This is a genomic window from Clostridium sp. TJA085 (assembly GCF_058310235.1).
On sequence record NZ_JBZEEZ010000001.1, the window covers coordinates 228,334 to 247,926 of the forward strand.

The 19,593-nt window shown below is 26.7% G+C and carries 20 protein-coding genes and 1 riboswitch; all 20 genes read left to right on the forward strand.

The features are described 5' to 3' along the window. Positions 1–168 precede the first annotated feature (168 nt). A complete protein-coding gene (locus AC4FQW_RS01120; protein WP_303127614.1) occupies positions 169–1,020 on the forward strand; it encodes an SDR family oxidoreductase in 852 nt (283 codons plus the stop codon). Positions 1,021–1,031: 11 nt separating this feature from the next. Beyond that, positions 1,032–1,640 (forward strand): bifunctional 4-hydroxy-2-oxoglutarate aldolase/2-dehydro-3-deoxy-phosphogluconate aldolase, encoded by a 609-nt coding sequence (gene eda, locus AC4FQW_RS01125; RefSeq protein WP_303127612.1) that lies wholly within the window; start codon positions 1,032–1,034, stop codon positions 1,638–1,640. 14 nt (positions 1,641–1,654) lie between these two features. Beyond that, on the forward strand, positions 1,655–2,704 hold the full coding sequence (gene uxuA / locus AC4FQW_RS01130; protein WP_303127609.1) for a mannonate dehydratase: 1,050 nt from the start codon (positions 1,655–1,657) through the stop codon (positions 2,702–2,704). 22 nt (positions 2,705–2,726) lie between these two features. Then, positions 2,727–4,130 carry a glucuronate isomerase gene (gene uxaC / locus AC4FQW_RS01135; protein WP_491146827.1) on the forward strand — a complete coding sequence of 468 codons (1,404 nt, stop codon included), beginning with the start codon at positions 2,727–2,729 and terminating at the stop codon, positions 4,128–4,130. A gap of 3 nt (positions 4,131–4,133) precedes the next feature. Beyond that, positions 4,134–5,537: a glycoside-pentoside-hexuronide (GPH):cation symporter gene (locus AC4FQW_RS01140; protein ID WP_491146828.1), complete on the forward strand. Its 1,404-nt coding sequence runs from the start codon at positions 4,134–4,136 to the stop codon at positions 5,535–5,537. Positions 5,538–5,974: 437 nt separating this feature from the next. Beyond that, on the forward strand, positions 5,975–7,021 hold the full coding sequence (locus AC4FQW_RS01145; protein ID WP_303127603.1) for an aldose epimerase family protein: 1,047 nt from the start codon (positions 5,975–5,977) through the stop codon (positions 7,019–7,021). Between the two features lie 68 nt (positions 7,022–7,089). Continuing rightward, positions 7,090–7,276: riboswitch (cobalamin riboswitch) on the forward strand. Between the two features lie 144 nt (positions 7,277–7,420). After that, a complete protein-coding gene (locus tag AC4FQW_RS01150) occupies positions 7,421–8,254 on the forward strand; it encodes a sirohydrochlorin cobaltochelatase (RefSeq protein ID WP_491146829.1) in 834 nt (277 codons plus the stop codon). A gap of 11 nt (positions 8,255–8,265) precedes the next feature. After that, positions 8,266–9,570: a cobyrinic acid a,c-diamide synthase CobB gene (locus AC4FQW_RS01155; protein WP_491146830.1), complete on the forward strand. Its 1,305-nt coding sequence runs from the start codon at positions 8,266–8,268 to the stop codon at positions 9,568–9,570. A gap of 29 nt (positions 9,571–9,599) precedes the next feature. Beyond that, positions 9,600–10,226 carry a precorrin-8X methylmutase gene (locus AC4FQW_RS01160; RefSeq protein WP_303127591.1) on the forward strand — a complete coding sequence of 209 codons (627 nt, stop codon included), beginning with the start codon at positions 9,600–9,602 and terminating at the stop codon, positions 10,224–10,226. 5 nt (positions 10,227–10,231) lie between these two features. Continuing rightward, positions 10,232–11,314 (forward strand): cobalt-precorrin-5B (C(1))-methyltransferase CbiD, encoded by a 1,083-nt coding sequence (gene cbiD / locus AC4FQW_RS01165; protein WP_491146831.1) that lies wholly within the window; start codon positions 10,232–10,234, stop codon positions 11,312–11,314. A gap of 12 nt (positions 11,315–11,326) precedes the next feature. Beyond that, the gene (cbiE, locus tag AC4FQW_RS01170) at positions 11,327–11,929 is read left to right on the forward strand and encodes a precorrin-6y C5,15-methyltransferase (decarboxylating) subunit CbiE (RefSeq protein WP_303127586.1); all 603 of its coding nucleotides are present in this window, start codon (positions 11,327–11,329) and stop codon (positions 11,927–11,929) included. Between the two features lie 16 nt (positions 11,930–11,945). Further along, the gene (gene cbiT / locus AC4FQW_RS01175; RefSeq protein WP_491146832.1) at positions 11,946–12,530 is read left to right on the forward strand and encodes a precorrin-6Y C5,15-methyltransferase (decarboxylating) subunit CbiT; all 585 of its coding nucleotides are present in this window, start codon (positions 11,946–11,948) and stop codon (positions 12,528–12,530) included. Beyond that, the gene (locus AC4FQW_RS01180; RefSeq protein WP_491146833.1) at positions 12,523–13,188 is read left to right on the forward strand and encodes a cobalt-factor II C(20)-methyltransferase; all 666 of its coding nucleotides are present in this window, start codon (positions 12,523–12,525) and stop codon (positions 13,186–13,188) included. The genes cbiT and AC4FQW_RS01180 overlap by 8 nt, the downstream gene beginning before the upstream one ends. 13 nt (positions 13,189–13,201) lie before the next feature. After that, a complete protein-coding gene (gene cobM, locus AC4FQW_RS01185; protein WP_491146834.1) occupies positions 13,202–13,948 on the forward strand; it encodes a precorrin-4 C(11)-methyltransferase in 747 nt (248 codons plus the stop codon). 2 nt (positions 13,949–13,950) lie between these two features. Next, entirely contained in the window at positions 13,951–14,937 is a 987-nt protein-coding gene (cbiG, locus tag AC4FQW_RS01190) for a cobalt-precorrin 5A hydrolase (RefSeq protein ID WP_491146835.1), read from the forward strand. Further along, on the forward strand, positions 14,938–15,663 hold the full coding sequence (cobJ, locus tag AC4FQW_RS01195; RefSeq protein WP_491146836.1) for a precorrin-3B C(17)-methyltransferase: 726 nt from the start codon (positions 14,938–14,940) through the stop codon (positions 15,661–15,663). Continuing rightward, positions 15,663–16,433, forward strand: coding sequence for a cobalt-precorrin-6A reductase (locus AC4FQW_RS01200; RefSeq protein WP_491146837.1), 771 nt, complete (start codon positions 15,663–15,665; stop codon positions 16,431–16,433). Before cobJ ends, AC4FQW_RS01200 begins: the two co-directional genes overlap by 1 nt. Positions 16,434–16,443: 10 nt before the next feature. Beyond that, a complete protein-coding gene (cbiB, locus tag AC4FQW_RS01205) occupies positions 16,444–17,391 on the forward strand; it encodes an adenosylcobinamide-phosphate synthase CbiB (RefSeq protein WP_491146838.1) in 948 nt (315 codons plus the stop codon). Further along, positions 17,388–18,467, forward strand: a complete 1,080-nt coding sequence (gene cobD, locus AC4FQW_RS01210; RefSeq protein ID WP_491146839.1) for a threonine-phosphate decarboxylase CobD — start codon at positions 17,388–17,390, stop codon at positions 18,465–18,467. The genes cbiB and cobD overlap by 4 nt, the downstream gene beginning before the upstream one ends. Next, entirely contained in the window at positions 18,457–19,590 is a 1,134-nt protein-coding gene (locus tag AC4FQW_RS01215) for a hypothetical protein (protein WP_303127565.1), read from the forward strand. Before cobD ends, AC4FQW_RS01215 begins: the two co-directional genes overlap by 11 nt. The last annotated feature ends 3 nt before the right edge of the window (positions 19,591–19,593 follow it).

The following is a 19,593-nucleotide window of genomic DNA, read 5'->3' on the forward strand; positions in this document are numbered from 1 at the left end:
ATGATTTATTGTAAATAGATAATAGTATTCAATTTAGTTACTTATTAATATTATATAAACTTTATTAAAAAAAATTATAATATTTATGAAAATGTATACAAAAAACTATTGAAATTCATATATTAATATGCTAGTATACAAGTATAACAGATGTGGGGAGGAATAAGAATGAAATTACCATTTAATATTGAATTAAAAGATAAAGTTTGTGTTGTTACAGGTGGAACAGGAATTCTTTGTGGGGCTATGGCTGATGCTTTAGCAGAATGTGGAGCTAAAGTTGCAATATTAGCGTTAGGTCAAGAAGCTTGCGATAACAAGGCAAAAGAGATAAATGAAAAAGGCGGAATTGCAATAGGAATTGAAGCTAATGTTTTAGATAAAGAAAGCTTAAAGAAAGCTCATGAAATAATACTTAATGAATTTGGAACAGTTGATATCTTAATAAATGGTGCTGGTGGAAATCACCCAAAGGGAACTACTACTAAGGAGTACTTAGATGCAGAGGATATAGAAAATGAGAGTTTAACAACATTTTTTGATTTAGATCCTAAAGGAGTAGAATTTGTATTTAACTTAAATTTCTTAGGAACTTTACTTCCATCACAAGAGTTTAGTAAAGATATGATAAATAAAAAAGGTGCAACAATAATTAACATATCATCAATGAACGCATTTACACCTCTTACAAAAATACCTGCATATTCAGGTGCAAAGGCAGCAGTAAGTAATTTTACTCAATGGCTTGCAGTTCATATGTCAAAGGTTGGTGTTAGAGTAAATGCAATAGCACCAGGATTTTTTGTAACAGATCAAAATAGAAAATTATTATTTAATGAAGATGGAACACCAACTGCGAGAACAGAAAAAATACTTAATAGTACACCAATGAAAAGATTTGGTGAAGCTGATGAGTTAATAGGAACATTATTGTACTTAGTATCTGAAGAAGCATCAAGCTTTGTAAATGGAGTTGTTATTCCAGTTGATGGAGCATTTTCAGCTTACTCAGGGGTTTAGGAGGAATGTGAATGATTTTAGATGAATTAAAAGCTAATGGTATCGTAGCAGTAATTAGAGGAGAAAGCCATGAACAAGCAAAAGGATATATGGAAGCTTGTTTAAAAGGTGGAATCAAATCATTAGAGCTTACTTACACTATACCTAATGTAGTTGAACTTATAAGGGAATATAGTTCAAATGAACAAGCTTTAATTGGAGTTGGTAGTGTTTTAAATGGAAAAATGGCTTCTGATGCAATTGAAGCAGGTGCAAAATATGTTGTAAGTCCAGGTTATAGCGAAGAAATAAATACAGTTTGTAAAGCAATGAATGTTTTATATTTACCAGGTTGTATGACTGTTGCAGAAATAATGAAAGCTATGGATGCTGGAAATAAAATGATTAAGTTATTCCCAGGAGATTTATTTGGTGCAAAATTTGTAAAGGCAATAAAAGCACCTATTCCAAATGTTGAAGTAATGCCAACTGGTGGAGTATCAGTAGATAATATTGAAGAATGGTTTGAGAATGGGGTTGCTTGTGTTGGAGTTGGTAGTTCATTAATTAAAGGATCTCTTAATGATATAGAAAACACAGCAAAAGAGTTTATTTCAAAATTTAAAAAAATTAAAGGGTAAGAGGTGATAAAATCGTGAAAATGACATTTAGGTGGTATGGCAAAGATGATCCTGTAAAAATTGAATACATAAAACAAATACCAGGAATGAAAGGTATAGTAACAGCGATTTATGATATTCCAGTTGGTGAAGTATGGCCATTAGAGAGAATTTTAGAATTGAAAAATGAAGTTGAAAGTCATGGATTAGAGCTTTCAGTAATTGAGAGTGTACCTGTTCATGAAGATATAAAACTTGGATTACCTACAAGAGATAAGTATATAGATAATTATATACAAACTATTAGAAATTTAGCAGAGGCAGGTATAGATACAATATGCTATAATTTCATGCCAGTTTTTGATTGGACAAGATCTGATTTAAATTATGAATTAGAAGATGGTTCAACATGTTTAATATATGATGAAGAACAAGTAAAGAAAATGGATCCTGCTTTAGGTGAATTAGAATTACCTGGTTGGGATACATCTTATGGTGAAGGTGGACTTAAAGGGTTATTAGATCAATATAAAAATATAGATGAAGAAGCTTTATGGGAAAATTTAAATTATTTTATCCAAAGAATAATGAAAGTAGCTGATGAAGTTAAAATGAAAATGGCTATACATCCAGATGATCCACCATGGGGAATATTTGGTCTTCCAAGAATAATAACAAATTTTGAAAATTTAAAGAGATTTATAGATTTATATGATAGTCCATATCATGGAGTAACTTTATGTACAGGATCATTAGGCTGTACAAAGGTAAATGATATTGTTGAAATGATAAATTATTTTGGTAAAGAAAGAAATAGAATACATTTTGCCCATCTTAGAAATGTTAAGATAACTGGAGATAGCAGCTTTAATGAAGTTTCTCATTTATCAGAATCAGGTTCTTTAGATTTTTATAAAATTGTGAAAGCATATTGTGATTATGATTTTGATGGACCATATAGACCAGATCATGGAAGAATGATTTGGGGAGAAACTGGAAGACCAGGATACGGACTATATGACAGAGCTTTAGGAGCAGTTTATATTAATGGGTTAATAGAAGCAATTAATAAAGGGGAAAAATAAAATTTAAGGGGAGTTTTTTAATATGAAGAAATTTATGAATAAAGACTTTTTACTAGAAAATGAAGTGTCAAAAGTTTTATATCATAATTATGCTTCAAAGGTGCCAGTGTTTGATTATCACTGTCACCTAGTCCCAATGGAAATAGCCACAGATCATGAGTTTAAAAATATTACTGAAATGTGGCTATACCATGACCACTATAAGTGGAGGGCTATGAGAAGCTATGGTATAGATGAAAAGTATATAACTGGTGATGCTAGTGATTATGAAAAATTTTATGAATTTGCTAAAATGATGCCATATTTAATTGGAAATCCAATTTATCATTGGTCTCATTTAGAACTTAAAAGATTCTTTGGTGTGGAAGAAATTTTAAGTGAAAAAACAGCAAAGGTTATATGGGATAAATGTAATAAGTCAATAAAAGATAATAAATTAACAGCAAGAAAGCTTATCGAAATGGCAAATGTAGAGTATATAGGTACTACAGATGATCCTATAGATGATTTAAGGTTTCACAAGCAAATTAAAGAATATAGTAGTTTTAAATGTATTGTTGCACCAACATTTAGACCTGAAAAGGCTATGAAGATTAAAAATGAAGGATTTATAGAATATATAAAATTATTATCAGAAGTAAGTAATTTAGAAATAAAATGTTTTAATGATTTAGAAAAAGCACTTGAATTTAGATTAGATTATTTTTATGAAAATGGTTGTATGATTACAGATCATAGTTTGGAGAGAATAAACTTTTTGAAGTTTTCATATGAAGAGGTTAATGAGATATTTATAAAAGCATTAGATGGTAAAGAAATTTCTGAAAAAGAAGCATCAATATATTCTATAGCACTATTAATTTCTTTGGGAAAAATGTACTCAAAGAGAAATATGATAATGCAATTACATATAGGAGCTTTAAGAAACAATAATACTAAAATGTTCAATAAAGTGGGAGCAGATGCGGGATTTGATAGTATTGATGACGGAGAAATAGCATATTCACTTTCAAGAATATTGGATGAATTAGATAAAGAAGATAATCTACCAAAGACAATTTTGTATTGTTTAAATCCTAAGGACAATGAAGTTATAGGAACTATGATTGGAAATTTTCAAGGTCAAAATATTTGTGGGAAAATACAATTTGGATCAGGTTGGTGGTTTAATGACCAAAAGGATGGAATGGAAAGACAAATGACTGCATTATCACAACTTGGGCTTATTAGTCAATTTGTTGGTATGGTTACAGACTCAAGAAGCTTTTTGTCTTATACAAGACATGAATATTTTAGAAGGATATTATGCAATTACATTGGAGCATTAGTTGAAAGTGGACAATATCCTTATGATGAAGAAATATTAGGTGAAATAGTAGAAAATATTTGTTATAAAAATTCTGTTAAGTATTTTGGAAGGGGTTAACATATGAGCGTTTTAGATATTATTAGTGCAAAAGGAAACAAAACAAAAGAATTTAATAATGGGGATAAAATTGGATATGCTTTTGGAGATTTTGGGTGTGGAGCATTCTTTATGTTTGTTAGTAGTTACTTAATGCTATTTTATACAGATGTATTAGGAATAAGTGCAACGGCCGTAGGTACTTTGTTTATAGTTGCTAGAATATGGGATGCTATAAACGATCCTATAATGGGAATTATTGTTGATAAAAACAAACATACAGAACATGGAAAATTTAAACCTTATGTAGTTAAGTTTGGAATACCTATGAGTTTAGTTGGAGTTCTAGCATTTACAGCTATTCCAGGTGTTCCAGATAATATGAAAGTTTTATATGCTTATGTAACATATATTGCTTTCGGTATGTTATACACAGCTGTTAATATACCATATGGATCTTTAGCTTCAGTTATGACATCAGATCCAAATGAAAGAACAGCACTTTCAACATTTAGAAATATTGGTTCAATTGGAGCAAATTTATTAGTAATGTTAGTAGTTCCTAAAATAGTATTTACTGATGGTGTAGTAACAGCAGGAGGATTCTTTAAATGTGCAGTAATATTTGCAATAATATCTTCTATAAGTTATATGATAACGTTTAGATTAACAACAGAAAGAATAGTTTATAAAGCAAATGATAGTAAAAAGGTAAATGTAGGTAGCACAATAAAAATACTTATAAAAAATAGAGCGTTTATAGGAGTAACTTTAGCATCATTTACTATGCTTGCTGCTATGTTCACAGGAGCTTCACTAAATGCATATTTATATAAAGAATATTTTCATAATGCAGGGCTTATTACTTTAGGGGGAATAGCTACTATATTACCTACATTTGCTATATTACCTTTTGTTGGAATAATAGTGAGAAAGTTCGGAAAAAAAGAGGCAACAATTGGTGGTTCAATTTTAGCAATGTTAGTTTATTTAGTATTATTTATTATGCCAATAACTAATCCTTATTTATATATTGGATTAACTATGATAGCTGGATTAGGTACAGGACTTGTAAATGCATTAATATGGGCATTAGTTTCAGATGTTATTGACTATCAAGAATATTTAAGTGGAGAAAGAAATGAGGGAATAGTATATTCTTCTTACTCATTATGTAGAAAATTATCACAAGCAATTGCTGGTGGTGTTGGAGGATTTGCTTTAGGATTTTTAGGGTATGAATCAGGCGCTTCTGCTCAAGTTGAGGCAGTAGGTGTTGGAATAAAAAATATAATTTGTGGAGCAAATTTTGTTGGACTAGCTTTTACAACATTAATATTAATTTTTGTATATAATCTTTCTAAAAATAAGCTTTTAGAAGTAAATGAAGAATTAAATAAAAAGAGAATGGAAGCATGTGCAGAATAAAAATAATTTATATATAGATTTAAATAAAAATATTTAATTTTAAAAGTAATACTATTTAGTTAAGTAGAGATTAGATTTTAACTAAAAGGACTTTTTCATAAAAGAAAAAGTCCTTTTGATATATATATTTACTTTTTGGCAAAATTTGCTTTAAATAATAAATAAATTTTAATTAATTTAAATAAAAAAGTTTTGTGAAAAAACATTTATATGTAATTGACACTAAGATAATATTTTACTAAAATTAAATCACAGTTATGAAAACATTTTCTATAATTTAAAAATATATTTAAATTAAAATTATTTAAGGAGGGTATGTTAGCTTTTGATAATTATATAAATTTCTAGAATTAAATTTAAAAGAGGACTATTCATTACGAAAAATTAATAAATATGTATGGGATGTAATATAAATTTTATTTTGTGAGGGTGAAAAGGTGAAATTAGATAAAAAGGTAATTGCAAAGTTTGATTCAAATGAAATTAAAAGTTATACTATAACGAATTCTAAAGGTTTTTCTGTAACAGCTCTTAATTATGGAGCTATAATAACAGATATTATGGTGAAAGATAAAAATGGCAAGTTAGAAAATGTAGTTCTGAAATACAAAGATATTAATGACTATAAAGATAATCCATCTTATTTTGGTGCTCTAATTGGAAGAACTTCTGGAAGAGTTTGTGAAGGAAAAGTACTATTTAATAATAAGGTTTTAGAGTTTAATAAAAATTATGGAATTCATCAAGGTCATGGAGGGGACAAGGGCTTTGATAAAAAAGTAATGGATGTAAAAACAAATATTGGCCCAAAAGAAAGTTATATGGAATTTTCTTTTAAAAGTAAAAACAAAGAAGAAGGATATCCTGGTAATTTAGATGTTATTGTAAGATATACAGTAACAGAAGATTGTTCATTAAAGATTGATTATAGAGGAATTTCAGATGAAGATACTCTTTTAAACTTAACTAATCATAGTTATTTTAATTTATCTGGATATAAAAAAGAAACTGTACTAAATCATTGTTTATATGTAGATAGTGATTATTTAATAGAATTGGATAATACACAAGTTCCAACTGGAAATTTAATAGATTTAACTTATTCTCCATTTGATTTTATAATACCAAAAACTATAGGGAGAGATATAGAAAAAAATAATTATCAATTAAAAATTGGTTCAGGATATGATCACCCTTGGCTACTTCACGAAGGAGATAATGTTAAAGTAAGGCTTTGGGATGAGACTTCAGGAAGATGCATGGATGTTTATACAAATCAAAAGGCAGTAGTTTTATATTCTTTAAACTTTCCAGATGATAGAGTTATTGAAAATGGAAAGTGTGCAAATATTAGAAGTGGGATAGCTATAGAAACGCAAAGTCCTCCAATTGGAAGAAATAATTCCTTTATAGAAGACTCTATACTTCTTAAAGATAATGAATATAAAAAGCAAACTATATATAAATTTTATATAAAAGAATAATTTAAAATTAAGTAGTAAAGAAAGTTGAATATTATTAAAAATTAATATATAATTAATGAACGAGAAAAGTAAATAAATATTTTATAGGTGAATATAAATAAAGTTATATTTTAAAAGGGAAAATGGTGTGAGACCATTACAGCCCCCGCTACTGTGAATAGGAGACAAGTTTAATATAACCACTGAATTTTTTCGGGAAGGATTAAACAAGAGTGACCCTTAAGTCAGGAAACCTGCCTATAAATAAGTATCTATTCTTCGGAGGGAAGGAATATAGGTTATATTTAGTAATATTTAAGATGATATTTAATTTTTTACTTATATGTTGCAATTTATTAGCACTTTTATCCTTTGAGGTAAAGGTGCTTTTGTTTTTAAAAATAAGTTTAGAGGTGAAAAATGAAAAAGGCAATTTTAGTAGTTAGTTTTGGTACAAGTTATTTAGATGCATTAGAAAACTCAATTGAAAAAATAGAAAAAGAAATAAAAGAAAATTTTAATGAATACGATATATTTAGAGCTTTTACTTCTCATATGATAATTAATAAATTAAAAAGAGTACATAATATACAAGTTGATAAACCAGAGTTTATACTTGAGAAATTAAAAGAATTAGGTTATGAGGAAGTAATAGTACAACCACTTCATATTATACCTGGAGAAGAATATGATTATGTAAAAGGAAATGTATTAAAATTTAAAGATGATTTTAGAGTTTTAAAATTTGGAAGACCAATATTCTTTTATCAAGGAGAAGAAGAAGCACCAAATGACTATTCTATATTTATAGATAGTATAAAGCATGTATTAGATTCAAAAGAAGATGAAGCAGTAGTTTTATTTGGTCATGGAAGTATGCATTATTCAAATGCTGTATATGGGGCACTTCAATCAATGCTTTATGATGAAGGATATGAAAGAGCTTTTGTTGGTACAGTAGAAGGTTACCCAACAATAGATACAGTTATAAGTAGATTAGAAAGAAACAATATAAGAAAAGTAAAGCTTGCACCTCTTATGGTAGTTGCAGGAGATCATGTTAAAAATGATATGGCATCAGATGAAGAAGATTCATGGAAAACTATATTAGAAAGTAAAGGTATAGAAGTAGATATACATATGAAAGGTTTAGGAGAAGAAAAAAGCTTTAGAAACATATACATAGAACATATTAATGATGCAATAGAAGATAAGTTTAAAGGTATCGGAGAAACTAAGAAACTTAAAGGATAGGAGATTAAAGTATGAAATCTTTAATTATTTCTTCAAATAAAAGTGGTGGTGGCAAAACAACTTTTACATTAGGACTTATGAATTTGCTAATGAAAAAGGGATTTGATGTACAAGGATATAAAGTTGGTCCTGATTATATTGATGGAGCTTTTCATAAATTTATTACAGGAAAACCATCTAGAAATTTAGATTTATTTTTGATTGGAGAAGATGGTGTTAAATATACTTACTCAAAAGGCTCTGGAGATTTAGGAATAATAGAAGGTGTTATGGGTCTTTATGATGGAAAAGGAATAGACACATTTGCTTCAACTTATCATGTATCAAAGGTTCTTGAAGATATGCCAATACTTTTGGTTATTACCCCAGGAGCACAAAGTGTAACTCTTTGTGCAGAGATTAATGGAATAATTAATTTTAAAGGGGCTAATGTAGTAGGAGTTATATTAAATTCAATAAGTAAAAGTTATTATATGCTTTTAAAAGCTGCTATAGAGAAAAATTGTAATATTAAGGTGTTTGGATACATAGAAAAGGATGAGAATTTATCCTTAGAAAGTAGACATCTTGGCTTAGTTCAAAGTATTGAAGTAAGTAACTTAAAAGAAAAAATAGATTATTGTAGTAGTATTATAGAAAAAAATATTGATATAGATGCATTATTAAATGAATTTAAGAGTATTGAAAGTGAAAATAAAAATTTAAATATAGAATATAAAAACATAAATATAGGTATTGCTTTAGATGAAGCATTTAGCTTTTATTATGAAGAAAATATAGAAATATTAAAAAAAATAGGTAACTTAATATATTTTAGTCCATTACATGATAAAGAAATACCAAAAAATTTAGATTTCTTGTATTTAGGTGGAGGATATCCTGAAGTATTTAAAGAAAAACTTTCTAAAAATAAGTCTATGAGAGATAGTATTAAAAAATCTTTAGAAAGTGGATTGAGGTGTTTTGCTGAATGTGGTGGACTTATGTATTTAACAAAAAATATTGATGGGTATGATATGATAGGTTTTTTTGATGGTAATAGTGAAATGACTGGGAAATTACAAAGATTTGGATATGCAAATCTTATACTAAAGGATAATAAAAATTTAACTATAAATTGTCATGAGTTCCATAAATCTAAAGTTAACTTAAATGAAGAAAAAGTTTATAAAATTACTAAAGAGAATTTTTTAGGTAAAAAAGTTGAGTGGACATGTGGGTATGAAAAAAATAATACTATAGCAGGATATCCTCATGTTAATTTTTTAGGAAATATAGAATTTTTAAAAGAAATTATAGGATATAAAAATTACTAAAGATATTGTTTTGAAAGAAGGTAAATTTAATGAGTTATATAAAAAATCCTATGGGAATCGAAAAAAGAAGTTTTGAAATAATTGGAGAAGAACTTGGAGACCATAACTTTTCTGATGAGGAACTTCTTATAGTTAAAAGAGTTATTCATACAACGGCTGATTTTGAGTACAAAAATTTATTAGATATAAGTGAAGGTGCAATAGAAGCTGGTAAAGAAGCTTTTAAAAAAGGAGCAAAACTTTACACAGATACTAATATGATTGTATCTGGAATAAATAAAAGAGCATTAAATAGTTTAAATTCTGAAGCTAAATGTTATGTTAACTTAGAGGAAGTTCACAAAGAAGCAAAAGAAAAAGGAATAACTAGATCTATGGCTGGAGTTGAGAGAGCATCAATAGAAAATGTTGATATATTTGTATTTGGGAATGCACCTACAGCACTTTTTAAATTAAGAGAACTTATAGAAGAAGGAAAAGCTAATCCTAAACTTATAATTGCAGTTCCAGTAGGTTTTGTTGGTGCTGCTGAAAGTAAAGTTGGGCTTGAGGATTTAAATATACCTTTTATAAGAGTAAACGGAAGAAAAGGTGGAAGTACAGTTGCAACAGCAATAGTTAATGCTATTATGTATATGCTTTATGAAAGAGAGTAATTAATATGCTTGATTTGTATGTTGAAGGTCCAGATGGAAAAAAGCTAAGATGTGGATATACAACGGGTTCTTGTGCATCAGCAGCTGCAAAGGCAGCTACTTATATGCTTTTTAATAAAGAAGAAATTACAAATATAGAGATAGATACTCCAAAAGGAATAAAATTAAATTTAGAAATAAATGATATAAAATTTGGTAGTGATTATGTGGAATGCTCTATTATTAAAGATGGTGGAGATGACATAGATGTAACAAGTGGTTTAGATATTTGGGCAAGAGCTAAAATTATTGATAATGGATATAAATTAAAAGGTGGAGAAGGGGTAGGAAAGGTTACTTTAGATGGCCTTTTTATACCAAAAGGAGAACCTGCAATAAATAAAGTACCAAGAAACTGTATAAAAAAAGAAGTTATGAAAGTTAAGCCTAAAGATAAAGGGGTGGAAATAACAATTTTTATACCAAAAGGAGAAGAAGTTAGTAAAAAAACTTTTAATCCTAGACTTGGTATAGTTGGAGGAATATCTATACTTGGAACAACAGGAATAGTATATCCAATGTCTGAAGATGCTTTAAAAGCATCTATAAATCTAGAAATAAATCAAAAGGCTGTAAATAATGAAAGACTTATATTAACGTTTGGAAATATGGGTGAAAGACTTTGTAAACAACTTGGATATGAACAAAGTGAAATAGTTATAATATCTAATTTCGTAGGATACGCACTTGACTGCTGTAGAAATCTCAATATAAAAGAAGTAATTTTAGTTGGTCATATAGGAAAAGTTAGTAAAATTGCTTATGGATGTTTTAATACTCATAGTAGAGTTAGCGATGTAAGGTTAGAAGTAATAGGATTAGAGCTTGCATTATTAGGTTATGATATAGATTTTGTTAAAGAAGTTTTAGAACAAAAAACATCAGAAGGCGCAGTTAAATTTTTAGGTGATGGATACAATAAATTATACAAAAATATAGTAGAAAAAATAAAAAAGAGAATGGAAATTTACACTTATAATGAAATGAAGTGTGAAGCTATTATGTATTATGATCCATTAAGTCCTAAAGTTTTATGGAGCTCTATATAGGGAGGGGATTTTATGGTTTATATAGTTGGAATAGGTCCTGGAAATAAGGATTATATATTACCAAAGGCTATTTCTACTTTAAATGAAAGTGATATAATTATAGGATTTTCTAGAGCTTTAAAATCAATAGAATTTTTAAAAAAAGATTTTATATGTGTAAGTTCAATTAAGGAAATAATAAATGAAATAAATAAAAATAAAGAAAAAGTAGTATCAGTTATAGCATCAGGAGATCCATTATTTTATGGAATAACAGATTATTTAAAGAAAAATATAGATGAAAATATAGAAGTTATACCTGGAATAAGCTCTTTTCAATACTTCGCAAGTAAAGTAGGTATAATGTGGAGCAAGGCTTATCTTAGTAGTTTACACGGAAGAGAAGATGAGTTTTTAAAGAAAGTATTAGAAAATAAAATAACAGTTTGGTTAACTGATACTATAAATACTCCAAAAAAATTATGCAATTTATTAAGTGAAAATGAAGTTTGTTCAAAAGTGTATATTGGAGAAAATTTATCATATGAAGATGAAAAAATTACTATAGGTAATCCTAATGATTTAAAAAATGGAGATTATGATAAATTATCTGTAATAATTATAGAGCATATTTAAAGAGGATAGTGATGAAATGAAATTTATAAAAGATGAAGAGTTTATAAGAGGAAATTGTCCTATGACAAAAGAGGACATAAGAATAAACTCTATTTGTAAGTTAGATATTAAAGAAGATTCTAATGTATTAGATATAGGAAGTGGAACAGGTTCAATTACAGTTCAGTGTTCAATGCTTTGCCCAAAGGGAACTGTATATTCAATTGAGAAAGATGAAGATGCTATCGATGTAAGTAAGAAAAATTTTAATAAGTTTAATTGTAATAATATAAAGTTTTTAGAAGGAGATGCAGTAGAACATTTAAATAAACTTTTAAATGAAAATATTAAGTTTGATTCTATATTTGTTGGAGGTAGTGGCGGATCACTAGAAGAAATATTAAAACTATCTAATAAATTAATTAAATCTTCTGGAAAACTTGTAATGAATTTTATAACGTTAAAAAATGTTTATGATGCAATTAAAGTTATAGAAAACTTGAATTATAAAGTAGATGTAACAATGTTACAAGTAAGTAAATCAAAAGGTAAAAGTTTAATGCTTATAGCAAATAATCCAATATTTATAGTAGAGTGTAGAAAGGAAGACATAAATGGCTAAGTTATATGGAATAGGTGTAGGACCAGGAGATTCAGAACTTTTAACTATAAAGGCAGTAAATGCAATAAAACAATGTGATATAATAGTTTCACCAGTGGCTGTTGAAGGTGGTGAAAGTGTAGCTTATGAAACAGCAAAAGAATATATAGGTAAAGATACAGAAGTAATACTTAAACATTTTCCAATGGGAAAAAAAGATAGAGTGGAAAAAGCAAAAGATGCTTATAAATACATAGAAAACGAAATAAATTCAGGAAAAACTGTAGGTTTTTTAACTATAGGAGATCCATACGTTTATAGTACATACATACATATGCTTAAACACATGGAAGAAAATGGAATAGAAGTTGTAACTATACCAGGAGTAACATCATTTTGTGCAGCAGCAAGTCTTGTAAATAGAACATTAGTAATAGGAAATGAGCCTTTACTAATACTTCCAGCAGCAAGAATTTCTGATATTAAAGATGAAAAATATGTTGTAATAATGAAGGTATATAAAAAAGAAGAGGAAGTTTTAAATTTATTAGAAGAAAAAGGTTTTGACTATGTTTGTGTTCAAAAAGTTGGTAGAGATGGAGAAAGAGTTTTAGAAAATAGAGATGATATTATAAATTCAAGAGAATATATGTCATTAATAATAGCAAGTAGAGACTAAGGAGGAATAATTTATGGTTTATTTTATAGGAGCAGGTCCAGGAGATGTTGATTTAATTACGGTTAAAGGAAGACAAACTTTAGAAAGTGCTGATGTAGTTATATATGCAGGTTCTTTAGTATCAAATGAACATTTAAAGTTTTGCAAAGGTTCAGCAAAAATATATAATTCAGCTAAAATGACTTTAGATGAAGTTATAGAAGTTATGAAAGAAAATAGAGATAAGATTATAGTTAGATTACATACAGGTGATCCAGCTATATATGGTGCTATAAAAGAACAAATGGATGAGTTAGATAAACTTAATATAGAATATAAAGTTATTCCAGGTGTAAGTTCATTTACAGCAGCTGCATCTTCAATAAAAAAAGAGTTTACTCTTCCAAGTGTAACTCAAACAGTAATACTTACTAGAGTTGAAGGAAGAACTCCGGTTCCAGAAGGAGAGGACTTAGAAAAGCTTGCAAGTATTGGAGCTTCAATGGCTATATTCTTATCTATATCAATGATAGATAAAGTAGTTAAAAAGTTAAGAAATGGTTATGGAAGAAATGTAAATATTGCTGTTGTAGAGAGAGCAACTTGGGAAGATGAAAGAATAATTTTAGGAACACTTGACGATATAAGTGAAAAAGTTAAAGAAGCTGGAATTACAAAATGTGCTCAAATATTAGTTGGAGATTTTATAAACTGTGATTATGAAAAAAGTAAATTATATGATAAGTCATTTACACATATGTTTAGAGATGCAAAGGAATAAAAATGATTGGAATTATTAGTGTTACTAAAAAGGGAGATATTTTAGCTAATAAATTAAAAGAAAATTTAAGTTCGGAAATATTTTTAAAATCTAAGGAAGATTTAGATATTAAAAGCGTAGCTTGTGATTATTTTGAAAAATTTGATGGAATCATTTTTATAAGTTCAACAGGAATAGCTATAAGAATGATTGCAAATCTCTTAAAAGGGAAATCAAAGGATCCTGCAGTAGTTGTTGTTGATGTAAATAATAATTTTACAATAAGCTTATTAAGTGGACATTTAGGTGGAGCTAATGAATTAACTTTAAAGGTAGCTAATATATTAAAAAATACTCCAGTTATTACAACCGCAACTGATGGAATGAATATAAAAGCTCCAGACGTTATTGCAAAAGAAAATGGATTTATAATTGATAATTTTAAAATATGTAAAAATATAGCCTCTTTACTTGTAAATAATAAAAAAGTATTCATAAAAGATGAAAAAAATATTATAAAGAATGAGAATGGATATATTAATTCAGAAGATATAAAGTGCAACACTGTTTTAATTACTAATAAAAATAAAAAATATAATGAAGAAAATATTTTAAAACTTATAAGACGTGATGTTGTTTTAGGAATTGGTTGTAGAAAAGAAACAAATCCTAAAGAATTAGAAAAATTCGTGTTAAAGACATTAGAAAATCATGGTTATGATTATAGGGCTGTATGTAAAATAGGTTCTGTAGATATAAAAAAAGATGAAAAAGCAATTAAAGAACTTTCTAAAAAGTTAAACTGTGATTTTATAACATTTAATAGAGATAGTATAAATAGTGTTAATTTAGATTATGAAAAAAGTGACTTTGTATTTAAAACTTTAGGTGTTTATGGAGTTTGTGAACCGGTAATTTCTTTATTAAATAGCTTTGTTACGGTTAAGAAAATAAAATTTAATGGAATGACATTAGCAATAGGTGAGATAATTAGTGAAGGAGAAGAATAAATGGGAAAATTATATGTAATAGGAATTGGTCCAGGTGGATTAGAACATATGACATTAAAAGCTAAGGAAACTATATTAAATGCAGATATAGTAGTTGGATATACTAAGTATATTGATATGGTTTCAGAATTAGTAGATGGAAAAGAAGTATTTAAGACTGGTATGAGGGGGGAAGTTGAAAGATGTAAAAAAGCTTTAGAACTTTCAAAAGATAAAAATGTAGCTTTAATAAGTACTGGAGATTCAGGCATATATGGAATGGCAGGACTTATATTAGAGCTTAGAGAAGATGAGAATGTTGAAGTAATACCAGGACTTACAGCATCAAGTGCAGCAGGTTCAGTTGTAGGTGCTCCACTTATGCATGATAATTGTAATATTAGTTTAAGTGATTTAATGACTCCTTATGAAGATATTAAGAAAAGAGTAAAGCTTGCAGCAGAAGGTGATTTTATAATATCTTTATATAATCCAAAGAGTAAGGGAAGACCAGAGTATTTAAAGGAATGTTTAGATATAATTAAAAATTATAGAAATGGAAATACTCCAATTGCAGTAGTTAGAAATGCCTTAAGAGATGATATGAGTTATACTATAACTACTTTAGAAAAATTTGATGTAGAAATAGTAGACATGATGAGTATTGTTATAGTTGGGAATTCAAAAAGTTATATAAAGGATGGAAAATTTATAACTCCAAGAGGATATAAAATAGGTGATAAGTAATGATAGGTTTTATACTTGGAACATCAGAAGGTAAAAATATTTTAAAATATATTAATAGATTTACTGATGAAGTTGTAGTTTCAACTGCAACAGAATATGGTGGAGAATTACTTAAAAAATATAAATTTAAACATTTAAACACTAAGCCACTTGATAAAGATGGCTTAGTTAATTTAATAAATAAATTTAATATCAAGGTTCTAGTTGATGCAAGTCATCCTTACGCTAAGGAAGTTAGTAAAAATGCTATAGATAGTGCTAAAGAATGTAATATAGATTATATAAGATATGAAAGACTTGGAGTTTTAAAAGAATCAAATTATAAAAAGATTTCTTATATAAGTGGATATGATGAATTAAAAGATACAATTAAAAATATTGATGGAAATATTTTAAATACTACAGGTAGTAGAAACATAGAAACAATTTATAATCTTAATATAAAAAATAGAATAATACATAGAATACTTCCAAGCGCAAAAATACTTCAAGATGTTTTAAATATTGGAGTTAAGGTAGAAGATGTTATAGCTATAAAAGGACCTATAGGTTATGAATTAAATAGAGCTTTTATAAATCAATATTCTGCAAAGGCACTAATAACAAAAGACAGCGGAAAAGCTGGTGGAACTATTGAAAAGCTTAAAGCTTGTATGGATGAAAATATAGATATTATAGTTATAGATAAGCCTAAGATAGAATATGGAATAACATTTTCAGATGAAAAAGAACTAGTAGATTATTTAATACATAAATATAATTTAGTTTAGGAGTTTTAATATGTTTAAAATAATACTTGGATATATATTAGACCTAATAATAGGGGATCCACAAAATCCATATCATCCAATTAGATTTATAGGAGCTTTGGCAAAGTTTAGTGAAAATTTATTTAGAAAAATATTTAAAAATAGTTTAAAGTTAGCTGGACTTATAACTTGGATATTTGTTATATTAATAACTTTCTTTATTAATTTTATAATAATAAAATTATTAGGAAATATAAATGTATATTTAGCTTTTATTTATGAAGCCTTAGCTATATATTTTTGTATAGCAACAAAATCTCTTAAAGATGAAGGATTAAAAGTAATAGAATATTTAAAAAAAGATGACTTAAATGGAGCAAGACATAGATTATCTTATATAGTTGGAAGAGATACTGAAAATTTAGATGAAACTTCAATAATAAGAGCTGTTATTGAGACAGTGGCAGAAAATATGTCTGATGGAGTTATCGCACCTATAATTTTTGCAGGAATTGGTGGTGCACCTTTAATTTTTGTATATAAGGCTGTAAATACAATGGATTCTATGTTTGGATATAAAAATGAAAAATATAAAGATTTTGGATATTTTCCAGCAAAACTTGATGATGTATTTAATTATATACCAGCAAGAATTACAGCTTATTTAATTATAATATCATCATTTGTACTTAGATTAGATTATAAAAAAGCTTTATACATATATAAAAGAGATAAAAATAATCATACAAGTCCTAATAGTGCTCATCCAGAAGCGGCAGTAGCTGGAGCTTTAAATATAATGCTTGGAGGAGATAATTATTATTTTGGTAAAATAGTTCAAAAGCCTAAAATAGGTGATGATATAGAAAAAATAACTTTAAATAAAGTTTATTTAGTAAATAAAATATTATATTTAAGTTCTTTTTTAGGTATCATATTAGCTTGTATTATAAATAAGTTTATTGAGGTGATTTTATGAAAAAATTTACTCATGGTGGGAATATAGATGAAGTTTGTAGAGAACTATGTATAGATAGAGAAAATATTATAGATTTTTCAGCTAACATAAACCCTTTAGGATTAAGTAACAGTGTTAAAGAATCTATATTAAAAAGTATAGATATAATAGTTAATTATCCAGATATAACTTATTATAATCTTAAAAAGGAAATAAGTAATTATGAAAATATAAATATGGAAAATTTATTTTTAGGTAATGGAGCTGCTGAGTGTATATTTAATGTAGTAAGAGCTATAAATCCTAAAAATACACTTCTTTTAGCACCAAGTTTCTCAGAATATGAAGAAGCAATAAAAAGTATAAATTCTAATATAGAATATTATTTTTTAAAAAAGGAAAATAAATTTAAAATAGATGATGAAATATTAAATAAATTAAATAATGATATAGATCTTTTATTTATATGTAATCCAAATAATCCAACAGGTGTTTTAACATCAAAAATACATTTAGAAAAAATAATAAAAAAAGCAAGTCAAAATAATATATATGTTGTTGTAGATGAGTCATTTATGGATTTTGTTAAAGATAGATATAAGTATTCAGTAAAGGAATTGCTAAATAATTATACTAATTTAATAATAATAAAATCAGTAACTAAATTTTATGCAATACCAGGACTTAGAATGGGTTTTGGAATTACAAAAAATAAAGAGTTATTAAAAAATGTAGATTCTGTAACTATGGCTTGGAATGTTAATAGTTTAGCTTCAGAAGCCACTATAAGTGGGTTAAGAGATAAAGAATACATAGAAGAAACTATAGATTACGTACAAAAAGAAAAAGAGTATTTATGTAATAATTTAAGTAAAATAAAAAGTATAAATATTTTTGAACCTTCTGTAAATTTTATATTTTTTAGTATAGATAAAGATATTGATTTAAAAAAAGAATTATTAAAACATGGAATAATAATTAGAAGTTGCAGTAATTATAATGGATTAGATAATAGTTTTTATAGAATTGCAGTTAGAACAAGAGAAGAAAATGATAAAATATTAAAAGTATTAAATAGGGTCTTAAATGAAAAGTAAAAAAATACTGATTGTTTTAGATGGATACTATGAAGAAAATACTATTATTAAAGAAGAAATAAATAAGAACTTTGATAAATTAATAGGATTTTCATCATTTACTAAAAAAGGATATATAGACAATTCAATAGATGGATATGATGTTGATAGCTTAAGTTGTATTTTTAATATATTAGGATACAAACTTAATAAAGAAAAAATATATGAAAGAGCATATTTTGAGGCGTTATCAAAAGGATATAATATAGATGATAATGAATCTGTTCTTAGATGCAATTTAATTAAAGTACATAAAAATAAATTACATGATTTTACTGGTGGATTAGATAAAGAGTGTGAAGAAAAGTTAATAAATAATTTTATAGAAGATATAATGATAAAAGGTGAGTTTAAAGATTACTTTAAGCTTGTGAATTGTAGTCATTATAGAAATTTACTATTTATAAAAGAAAAGTATGAAAATATTAAACAAATAAATTTTTTTAAACCACATGAAAATGTTGGAGAGAAAATAAATGCTATATTACCAAAAAGTAATATTAAAAATGATATATTTTATAAAATAACTTTAATGATGGAATTATCAAAGAAATATTTTAAAATAAAAGGCTATGATGGTCTTATGTTATTTCCATGGGGATTATCTAAAAGGGCTAATATAGAAACTTTATACAAAAAATATTTTTTAAGTGGGTCTGTTGTAGCAGGAATAGATTTAATAAAAGGTATGGGGTTAGCATTAGGTTTAAAGGCAGTTAACTTAAAAAAAGCTACTGGAAACTTTGATACTTCTTTAGATGAAAAATTAATTAAATCAAAAGAAGAAATAAAAGATAAAGATTTTTTATTTATTCATATAAATGGTTGTGATGAATTAGCTCACATTTATGATTTAAAAGGAAAAGCTAACTTTATAAATAAATGCTTTAATGAATTTATTTTTCCTTTTGCAAATCATATTAAAGAAAATTATAAAGATTATTCTATAATTATAACTGGAGATCATATAACTGATTCTATAACTGGTAAACATAAGAAAGGTGAAACATGTTATTTTATCTTATCATCTAATAAAATAAAAAATAAAGCATTAGATAATTCACTTATAAATATATTTAAATAAAGG

What these genes read in the sequence shown, in the direction of transcription:
- AC4FQW_RS01120 (WP_303127614.1), top strand. Translation starts at nt 169, where the DNA reads ATGAAATTACCATTTAATATTGAATTAAAAGATAAAGTTTGTGTTGTT.
- eda (WP_303127612.1), top strand. Translation starts at nt 1,032, where the DNA reads ATGATTTTAGATGAATTAAAAGCTAATGGTATCGTAGCAGTAATTAGA.
- uxaC (WP_491146827.1), top strand. Translation starts at nt 2,727, where the DNA reads ATGAAGAAATTTATGAATAAAGACTTTTTACTAGAAAATGAAGTGTCA.
- AC4FQW_RS01140 (WP_491146828.1), top strand. Translation starts at nt 4,134, where the DNA reads ATGAGCGTTTTAGATATTATTAGTGCAAAAGGAAACAAAACAAAAGAA.
- AC4FQW_RS01150 (WP_491146829.1), top strand. Translation starts at nt 7,421, where the DNA reads ATGAAAAAGGCAATTTTAGTAGTTAGTTTTGGTACAAGTTATTTAGAT.
- AC4FQW_RS01155 (WP_491146830.1), top strand. Translation starts at nt 8,266, where the DNA reads ATGAAATCTTTAATTATTTCTTCAAATAAAAGTGGTGGTGGCAAAACA.
- AC4FQW_RS01160 (WP_303127591.1), top strand. Translation starts at nt 9,600, where the DNA reads ATGAGTTATATAAAAAATCCTATGGGAATCGAAAAAAGAAGTTTTGAA.
- cbiD (WP_491146831.1), top strand. Translation starts at nt 10,232, where the DNA reads ATGCTTGATTTGTATGTTGAAGGTCCAGATGGAAAAAAGCTAAGATGT.
- cbiE (WP_303127586.1), top strand. Translation starts at nt 11,327, where the DNA reads ATGGTTTATATAGTTGGAATAGGTCCTGGAAATAAGGATTATATATTA.
- cbiT (WP_491146832.1), top strand. Translation starts at nt 11,946, where the DNA reads ATGAAATTTATAAAAGATGAAGAGTTTATAAGAGGAAATTGTCCTATG.
- AC4FQW_RS01180 (WP_491146833.1), top strand. Translation starts at nt 12,523, where the DNA reads ATGGCTAAGTTATATGGAATAGGTGTAGGACCAGGAGATTCAGAACTT.
- cobM (WP_491146834.1), top strand. Translation starts at nt 13,202, where the DNA reads ATGGTTTATTTTATAGGAGCAGGTCCAGGAGATGTTGATTTAATTACG.
- cbiG (WP_491146835.1), top strand. Translation starts at nt 13,951, where the DNA reads ATGATTGGAATTATTAGTGTTACTAAAAAGGGAGATATTTTAGCTAAT.
- cobJ (WP_491146836.1), top strand. Translation starts at nt 14,938, where the DNA reads ATGGGAAAATTATATGTAATAGGAATTGGTCCAGGTGGATTAGAACAT.
- AC4FQW_RS01200 (WP_491146837.1), top strand. Translation starts at nt 15,663, where the DNA reads ATGATAGGTTTTATACTTGGAACATCAGAAGGTAAAAATATTTTAAAA.
- cbiB (WP_491146838.1), top strand. Translation starts at nt 16,444, where the DNA reads ATGTTTAAAATAATACTTGGATATATATTAGACCTAATAATAGGGGAT.
- cobD (WP_491146839.1), top strand. Translation starts at nt 17,388, where the DNA reads ATGAAAAAATTTACTCATGGTGGGAATATAGATGAAGTTTGTAGAGAA.
- AC4FQW_RS01215 (WP_303127565.1), top strand. Translation starts at nt 18,457, where the DNA reads ATGAAAAGTAAAAAAATACTGATTGTTTTAGATGGATACTATGAAGAA.